Below are 8,547 nucleotides of genomic sequence, written 5' to 3'. Positions count from 1 at the left end.
GAAGATGGCTAGAAGTGTCAACACCCATCTCAGAGTCATTGCATTCTCCTGCGGGGCCTAACGCCTGAGTTAAGCCGACTTGCGTAGTGGAGCCAAAGCCATGGCAAGCTTTTTCTGCCATGGCTTTGGTGTAACGAAGCAAGTTCGGCTTGAACGAATTGTTAGGGGGCGCCCGATCATGCGCGGCCGCCCTTGAGTTGCCCAAGAGCCAATCTCTGTAATCGCGCTTCCGCGATCTCATGATCTAAGTATAGGCAAGCAATGATCTCTGCGACGGTCATCCACAATGCAAATTTTGGATTCTCCAGAACAAAATCTGACCGCGAGATCGCCTTGCCTGTATGGCTGACGATCTCATCTACACCGTGACCGGCATATTTTACAAAGCTGGCTCTTTGGTTCTTGTCCAGCGCGTCCAAGTAGGGTGCGAACGAAAAGGAAACCTGAGTGATGTTGTGCGCGAGAGAGTTTCTTAGCTCATAGAGAAGCTTAAGAACGCTGGCCTGTTCGGAGGTGAGTGAACCCAGCGAGCGAAGCAAAGCGACTTTGCCAAATTTGGAGTTGCCAAGGTCTAGGGCTGCCAGAGCACCCGAGAGCTCTTGAGCATGAAGCCGTGCAACCAAGGAGTGTGTACATGCCGCTTCCACAAGGGCATTTAGCTTGATGACAAAGGACCAGTCATCCTCTTTGTAAAGAGCCATGTAGAAGCCATCGGGAAGTCCGAGCTTTTCCTCTTGTGCCTTTACATCCTCGAATACCTTGCGCGCCATAGCGACCCCTAACGCCTGAGTTAAGCCGACGTGCGTAGCGGAGCCAACAACATGGCAAGCTCTACCTGCCGTGTTGTTGGTGTAGCGAAGCGCGTTCGGCTTGGACGAATTGTTAGGCGGTCCATATACGATCTTGAGGCCGCCACCGCCGAATCGCCAACTCGCATGCAAAGTCGGCAGGGAGACACATATATTCAGGGGCTGCTAACTCATCTTTTGTAGGAGACGATGTGGTTCGTATATGCGTGACGCTGTCGATTCTGAGGTTTGACCAGCGATATACGCTATAGGTTGTTTTACCCCGAGTTGGTTGTTGCTTCAGCAACTCTTGGCCAATGTGGGTTGAGAAATCATTTCCGCTCGAGAGTCGCGTTACGCGGCCCTCTCGTTTCGGGACGATGAAATCAACAAATGCATTGAACCCGTGATGTGCGTCCGGTTGCTCTGAGCGTGTCTTGTGAAACACGTAACACCAGTTGCCACCGAACAACAGTATTTTAGTCAAGACGGCGAACTGAATGTCACCATCATCTGTCCTGACGCTAAGAAGATCACCAACGCGAACTTGGATCATGGCCGCCTAACACCTAAGTTAAGCCGAGCTGCGTAGTGGAACCAAGCACATGGCAAGCTGTACCTGCCATGTGCTTGGTGGAACGAAGCGGCTTCGGCTTGAACGCATTGTTAGGCTTGCTGCCAGGAAGGATTGTCGCCCGCAAGCCATACAAAGCACAGAGTATTCATCAAGGCAGCCGAAGCGATGAACACCGAGGCCGCAATAGCTCTAGACTGAGTAAGTGACGTGTGCCCGAGAAATGACAGCAGAGACGATACTAGAGCAACCGAGATGGCTGCGCCGATAAGAATAAATAGCGGACTGGATACAGGCAGCCTAGAGACCAAGTGGCGCGACGCAGGAAATAGCAAAAGTGAAAGAACGGCTGAGCCAGCTGCGATGAAGGCGCAAACCACAGAGTGCCAGAAGATCTGCGTTGCGATCAGTGCGTCGTCATACCGTACGGCGAACACAAGCACGCCACCTATCCAAGCCACTGCTGGAGTCACAAGGGATGCAAGCAGGTTGAGCAAGCTTGAATATTTCGCGATCTTGTCCATGCAAGCCTAACGCCTGAGTTAAGCCGACTTGCGTAGTGGAGCCAAAGCCATGACAAGGTTCTTCTGCCATGGCTTTGGTGGAACGAAGCAAGTTCGGCCTGAACGAATTGTTAGGCCGCAGCCCCGCTACCCTAACTTACGGCGCTGTTGGCTGAGACGCCTTGGAACCCAGTTCTTGCTCAAGGAGCGGGGCGAGGTCTCTACCCCCGGTTACCGGCGTGGCCTTGGCGCACATGTCCGCGGCGGGGCCGCCCAGCCATTGCTCATACGGATCCGTCTTGATGGTAGCGAAATCGGCCCACTCCGCCTTTGCTCCGGTGCCGATATGCACCTGCCCGCAAAGCATGTAGCTGCGCGTGCCCGTATCCGTCTCCCGGAAGCGCAGGTTCACCTGCCGAAAGCCGTCCGGCTTTGGGCCGTGAGACACAAAGTCGGAAACCGTGTACGCAGCGATAGAGTCCTCTAGGCTCTCGACATAGGAGTTGTTTCCTTGCGCGCCTGCGACTGTAGAGGCGCTGAGCAGCAAGGCAAGGGCTAAGGGGCGGAGCCTGGAAAGCTGCGGCATTGGGACTGTCCGTCATGGTGGAGTAGATCAGCTGTGGGCGCGCTGCAGAGGTTTCAATGCGGCCTAACGCCTGAGTTAAGCCGACTTGCGTAGCGGAGCCAACAACATGGCAAGCTTTTCCTGCCATGTTGTTGGTGGAGCGAAGCAAGTTCGGCTTGAACGAATTGTTAGAGCCCTCTCTGCGCCACGTGGTTCTTGTTTTTATTCCAATGAAAGAGTACTGGTATCCAAGCAAGAACAATAATCCCAACTAAAAGTAACTTCGCGCTCTGTGTCTCATTTATCCCGCCTACATAGCTAAAGGCCAAGAAATTAATACAGAAATGAAATGATGCGGCAAGTAACACTGAATTGGTCTTCTCCACAAGCGAACCTAAAAGGTAGCTTCCAATTATGAGTATCACAAGAAATTGCAATTGCCCAATCAGACTAGCGCCGTGGTTGATAAAGCTGAGATGCCACACGTACCAAATCAGGCCAACGATAAGATATCTTATGGCTCGTGGGATTGAGGTTGTTGCATTCTGGAGGAAACCGCGCCAACCGGTTTCCTCCAGAATGCAATAGATCGCAATTGATGTGGCAAGAACGAGGCCGAACAAGTGCGAGTTAACTCCCATTGTGTTGTCTACGCCGAAGATGGTGAATACAGCAATCGGAGTCAGGAGCACTGCGGAAGAATGGAGTGGGGAATCACCAAAGTAATTTGCAGGGCTCCAGTATTTGGTAAAGCAACTAGTTGCTATTAGCGCCGCAATAAACACGCCCATCCCCTCAAGGATAGCCTGTAGGAATGGAACGCCGAGAAATAAGGGAGCCTGCAGATTAAAGCTGCCATGGCGAAACGGATAGGCTATGCACGCGGCGAGCAAGGTAAAGACGGCAATCCTTGGCCATGGTGCCCTGTGTGTAAGATCCGTTGCTTTCATGAGTGCCTAGAAATTGGGAAGGGCGCTAACGCCTGAGTTAAGCCGAACTGCGTAGTGGAGCCAACAACATGGCAAGCTTTACCTGCCATGTTGTTGGTGTAACGAAGTAGTTTCGGCTTGAACGAATTGTTAGGCCGCAGGCTACCACGGCCACCCGTACCGCTTCTTACGACTCTCATGGACTGCCTTGTCATCTGTTACGCCGGACAGGGCGCGCCCCATCCCATACATGCCCAAGTGAACAAAGACGTATGTAAGGGAGAGAAAGAGTAGTGCGCCGATCACACTCAGGGGCGTGACAGGTGAAGTAAGCATTGCGTAACAGGCCACGAAGACGAAGGACGCGCAGAGTGCTGCGGCGCCAAAACAAACGATACGTCTTAGCCAGAGCCATATCAGGGCGACGCGGCGCTCAACGATCATGGCTGGGCCACGCCGCGACTGAAAATAGATGCTGATCCCTACGAGGGCAGCAACAAACAACGGTAGCAGGAGTGTTTCCATGCGGCCTAACGCTTGAGTTAAGCCGACGTGCGTAGCGGAGCCAACAACATGGCAAGCTTTACCTGCCATGTTGTTGGTGTAGCGAAGCGCGTTCGGCTTGAACGAATTGTTAGGCCTCTCACCGGGTAAAGTGAAGCGCCTACTCGAAAGTAACAGTATATTTACCACTCTCTGTCTGTGACTGGCTATGCGCCCGCACTTTCTGGGTAGAGCCATCTTTCTCAATAACTAGCGTAAAGCGGTGATGCCAAGTGCCATTGCCATAACTGATGCGCTTGGGGCAGAAGAAGCAAAGCCTTATGTTGTCATCCGACGCCCAGGCGTGTTGGATCTCATAGGCGGCAACGGTGTTTGAGTAAGCGGGAGAGAGCCGAATAAGAACATGGAGAACGACCGAAAAGGCCAATACCACTAGGACAATCACTACCACTTTGCGCTTAGAAAGCATTGGCATATCGGATTGTCTCTTGAGAGGCCTAACGCTTGAGTTAAGCCGACGTGCGTAGCGGAGCCAACAACATGGCAAGCTGTTCTGCCATGTTGTTGGTGTAGCGAAGCGCGTTCGGCTTGAACGAACTGTTATGCGGCATCCTCGGGATCCTTCCGCTCGGCGTCAATCACTGTGTAGGTAGTCTTGGTGCTTGGCCGCTTGCCCGTGATCTCCTCATACAGAACTCCGGCGAACGCTGCGCCTGCGCCGAAGACGACCCAAAGCGGGACACCGATTGCAGTACCAAGTGCGGCAATACCTGCTCCTTGGCCGCCGAAGAGCGCGACGCCTACAGCGGCACCACCAAGTCCAAGTCGCCCTTTGAGCCCGCGCTCGTCCCAAGCCAAGCGTTTGGTCTCGCGCGCGATGATCTTGACGGTGGGAAGAACGACCTTGCTGTTGGCAGTGAGCGAAATTGCTTGCTTCGCTTTTTGAGCAGCCGGAAGATTGGTCGCTTTGAGCGCAAGTAGACGTTCGATCCAGATGCGGATGGCCTGCTTCTCTTCGGCATTAGCCGATGCCGCAATCTTGACCGCCAGTTGCTTCTGCTTCTCTGGACTCTGGTCAGCCATTTCACTCCCCTTGCCGCATAACGCCTGAGTTAAGCCGACTTGCGTAGTGGAGCCAAAGCTATGGCAAGTTTGTTCTGCCATAGCTTTGGTGTAACGAAGCAAGTTCGGCTTGAACGAATTGTTAGGCCTTACGGCCCGAGCTGGTGCCGCCCATCGTTGCTCTGATCCACTCTAAGTAGTAGGACACTCGAACCTGATGGCTTTGCTGTCCATAGAACCCCGGGGGCGATGTACTGAGTCTGCCACGGGCCAAGCCTAGTAGTTCCCAGTGCCCATTGTTGTAGAGAAGAACCGGCCCGCCGCTATCTCCATTGCCAAGCATGCCCTCTAACGGCAGGGCACTGCTGCCGCTGTCGAAGGTGTAAACGAGGGCGCGCTCCTCGACTGCGGAGATGACGTTTTCCGCCCTGCGTAGCTGAGTACGGTTGGCGCCATCAACCTGTCCTGCTTTGCCGTTGCCAGTGGCGCCCTTGCCGAAAAGCACAACTGTTTTTCCAAGCTCCGTGTGCCCCTCATACAGGGCGATAGGTGTGACGTTAGTTACGGGCTCGGCGAGCTTGATGAGGGCGATATCGTCCAGGCCCGCGAGAAATCTGATAGCTCCTTCTGGGTTATGTGCCGCCAATCCGTCAGGAAGTTGCTTGTAGCCAGGGTGCACAAAAACCTCCTCGGCTTTTAGGCAGTCACCGTTGAGCATGACTTCCGTAATTGGGTGCCACTGAGTTGCATGAGCAGCAGTAAGAACCCACTGCGGTGCAATTAAGACCCCATGACCCTCGTGTGGGAGGTCTACAAGAGCGGGCAGTGCGGCATCCGGCGCGAGATACATAGAATCAGGCACATCGTGCCGGACGACGATTGCGCTTGCCATGGCTGAGGCGAGCAACAGCGGAATGACCACAAGGTGCTTCATGTGTCTCCTGACTAAGGCCTAACGCCTGAATTAAGCCGCGCCGCGAAGCGGCGTCGGCTTGAATGAATTGTTAGGCCTCACGCGGCAAACCTTGGGCTTTGACATGAGCCACGATGGCCTGAAGGGCGGACCTTATGGCTGATGAAAACATTGTTGTGGCTGCAATGTCACCTGGGTTGACGCCAGAACCAATGACCGGAATGCGCACGCAAGCATCAGAAATCAGATCGGCGGACATTGTGCGCAGTATTTCTTTGAGCGCCTCGTCAGCGTGGTAGGACTGATGGGCGGGATTGAAGACGGCGACGGGCTTGTAGGCGAATGGGATGTGACCCACCAGCCAGTCTAGGGTGTTTTTGATGGTCCCCGTGACGCCATGAGCGTACTCGGGACTTGCAATGACGATGGCGTCTGCGGCTGTAACTGCATCCCGCAGCGCAACCACCGGTGCAGGTGGACATGGCTCAAGTTCTGGATTGAACAAGGGCAACTGCCCGTGACCACCAAAGATTTGGAAGTCGACCCCGGCCGGGGCTAGCGACTTGGCTGCGCGGAGCAGGGCGGCGCTGAGAGATTGCGATCGAAGACTTCCACATAACGCGAGTACTTTCATGAGGCCTAACGCTTGAGCTAAGCCGAGCCGCGAAGCGGCTTCGGCTTGAGCGAATTGTTATGGGGTGGTGGCCGAGTAGATTGCACCGCTGGCCCTCCCCGGCCTGCGACATGCCCCGTTGCCAGAAGATTAGCAGGGCTGGAACCCCGGTGCTTTACCGGGAAACCTTGAGGCGAGTGGCCTCCGAAGCCACCTGTAATGAAGGCACCAGGATCTTGATGCCTGGAAGCGAAGCAACGCGCCGACCGATTGCCACGCGCGCGAGGACTGCTGTCCGGAGCCTGCTCCATCCGATCGCCACCAACTTCCCGAAGGAATGAACTACTACAAAGCCATCCCCAACACCGCATAACGCCTGAGTTAAGCCGACGTGTGTAGCGGAGCCAACAACGTGGCAAGCTGTATATGCCACGTTGTTGGTGTAGCGAAGCGCGTTCGGCTTGAACGAATTGTTAGGGCTCACCGAGGGGGGCTCCCACAGGTGCGCCTTGAAAGCGTAAGGCTATCCCATCAATTACTAGGAATGACCCCGTGCACATCGCAAGCGGCGCCCAATACCCGAAGTAGCAAAGAACGGCACTGCCCGCAGCTGCGATAACAATGAGAGCGATCGTTGACTTAGTGAGCTTGCGCCGCTTCAGAACAGCCAATCCTGCACGTAAAGCTGCGAAAACGTTCAGATAGCCAAGAACTCCGGATGCTAGAAAGATCGCGGCTACAAGAGGTCCAGCCCGATAGGTGACGAGCAAGAAGAGCAGGGTCAGGCCGACGACAACAGACAAGGATCTAGGCCGCCGAGAAAGTTTCATGTGAGCCCTAACGATTGAGTTAACCCGACCCGCTGCCACGACGATCGTGAGCTTGCGTCGGAACAGCTTGCAACACGGTTGAACGAAGCAACGAAGCGGGTTCGGGTTGAACGAATTGTTAGACCGCCGGCCACGGAGCCAACGGCCCGCCGTGGCGGACTGTACGATAGATCTGGCCGGAGGGCGCGCTTGCGCCGTGTGCGATCTGGAGTGAGGAGTGGCGACCCTGGCCGTAAGCCAGCGGCTTGCGCCGTGAACTACCGGGGTAGGGCGACTGCGATTGTGTCTGGAGCGCCAGGCCCGCGCCGTGATCTGTCAGACGCCCGAACCCGCACAGTCATTGATCTTTCCCGAGCGGACTAACGCCGGAATTAAGCCGACCCGCTGCGCGAAGAACCGGAGAACGACGCGCTTGCCGATGCGGCGATGTTGCCGAAGCCAAGAAGCGGGTTCGGCTTGAATGACTTGTTATACGGTGCTGCCCCGGACACTTGCAGCAACTGCAAACGCCGCCTGCGACAAGCCCGCCCGAACCGAAACAGTAGCAGCCCGCGAAGACCGGCGCTCTACCGAGAAGCCACGGCACGCCATGTGCCCGAAGCCGCATCGAACGATTGTGCGAGACACTGCAAGCCGAGCGAACCGACCGATGCGATGAGCTGCCAGGTGCAACGCCCGATCCGAAGGAGCACTGGCCGGAGCTGCCCCCGCACGCCGCGGCGATGTGGCCGAAGGAACAAGCCGCACAACTGTTTGAGCAGTACCGTATAACACCTAAGTTAAGCCGCGCCGCGTAGTGGAGCCAAGCACATGGCAAGCTGTACCTGCCATGTGCTTGGTGTAACGAAGCGGTGTCGGCTTGAACGCATTGTTAGGCCGCATCATCGCCAGCTGAGAAGGCTTGCGCAATGACCGCGCCAATCAAGAAGAGGAAGATAAGGAGGAAGGTGAGGTTGCTTGCCGAGCGAGGGAGGATGCCTAAGGCATTGCCCAGAACGAACGCTCCGATCGTTAGCCATGCTCCAGAGCCAACTCCGGCCGCCGCTCGGCTAGCACGAGGTCCGAATCCCCACCATCGTGGACGAAGAAACGGATTGTTCAGCAGCTTCGGGCGCCAGATTGCCGCGTAGATGGTGACCAGCGCATAGACCATAAAGCCGATCCCGATGAGCGCTTGAATTTCAGGAGATGCTTTCATGCGGCCTAACGCCTGAGTTAAGCCGACTTGCGTAGCGGAGCCAACAACATGGCAAGCTCTTTCTGCCA

8 protein-coding genes are annotated in these 8,547 nt (G+C 55.5%); all 8 read right to left on the bottom strand.

Annotation, left to right across the window (positions count from 1 at the left end):
- Positions 1–176: 176 nt before the first annotated feature.
- Positions 177–770 (bottom strand): hypothetical protein, encoded by a 594-nt coding sequence (locus ACFONC_RS07395; RefSeq protein WP_386743101.1) that lies wholly within the window; start codon positions 768–770, stop codon positions 177–179.
- A 684-nt stretch (positions 771–1,454) separates the two neighbouring features.
- Positions 1,455–1,886: a hypothetical protein gene (locus ACFONC_RS07390; RefSeq protein WP_386743100.1), complete on the bottom strand. Its 432-nt coding sequence runs from the start codon at positions 1,884–1,886 to the stop codon at positions 1,455–1,457.
- Between the two features lie 136 nt (positions 1,887–2,022).
- Positions 2,023–2,451 (bottom strand): hypothetical protein, encoded by a 429-nt coding sequence (locus ACFONC_RS07385; RefSeq protein ID WP_386743099.1) that lies wholly within the window; start codon positions 2,449–2,451, stop codon positions 2,023–2,025.
- Between the two features lie 167 nt (positions 2,452–2,618).
- Positions 2,619–3,380 (bottom strand): CPBP family glutamic-type intramembrane protease, encoded by a 762-nt coding sequence (locus ACFONC_RS07380; protein ID WP_386743098.1) that lies wholly within the window; start codon positions 3,378–3,380, stop codon positions 2,619–2,621.
- 1,083 nt (positions 3,381–4,463) lie between these two features.
- Entirely contained in the window at positions 4,464–4,946 is a 483-nt protein-coding gene (locus ACFONC_RS07375) for a hypothetical protein (protein WP_386743097.1), read from the bottom strand.
- Between the two features lie 121 nt (positions 4,947–5,067).
- Positions 5,068–5,859 carry a S1 family peptidase gene (locus ACFONC_RS07370; RefSeq protein WP_386743096.1) on the bottom strand — a complete coding sequence of 264 codons (792 nt, stop codon included), beginning with the start codon at positions 5,857–5,859 and terminating at the stop codon, positions 5,068–5,070.
- Positions 5,860–5,929: 70 nt separating this feature from the next.
- A complete protein-coding gene (locus ACFONC_RS07365; protein WP_386743095.1) occupies positions 5,930–6,472 on the bottom strand; it encodes an NADPH-dependent FMN reductase in 543 nt (180 codons plus the stop codon).
- 1,680 nt (positions 6,473–8,152) lie between these two features.
- Positions 8,153–8,547, bottom strand: a 395-nt coding sequence (locus ACFONC_RS07360) for a hypothetical protein (RefSeq protein WP_386743094.1), incomplete at its 5' end; no start/stop codon positions are given.

This window comes from Luteimonas soli, assembly GCF_042648865.1.
GTDB lineage: Bacteria > Pseudomonadota > Gammaproteobacteria > Xanthomonadales > Xanthomonadaceae > Luteimonas > Luteimonas soli.
This window is presented reverse-complemented; position numbering and strand designations above follow the sequence as displayed.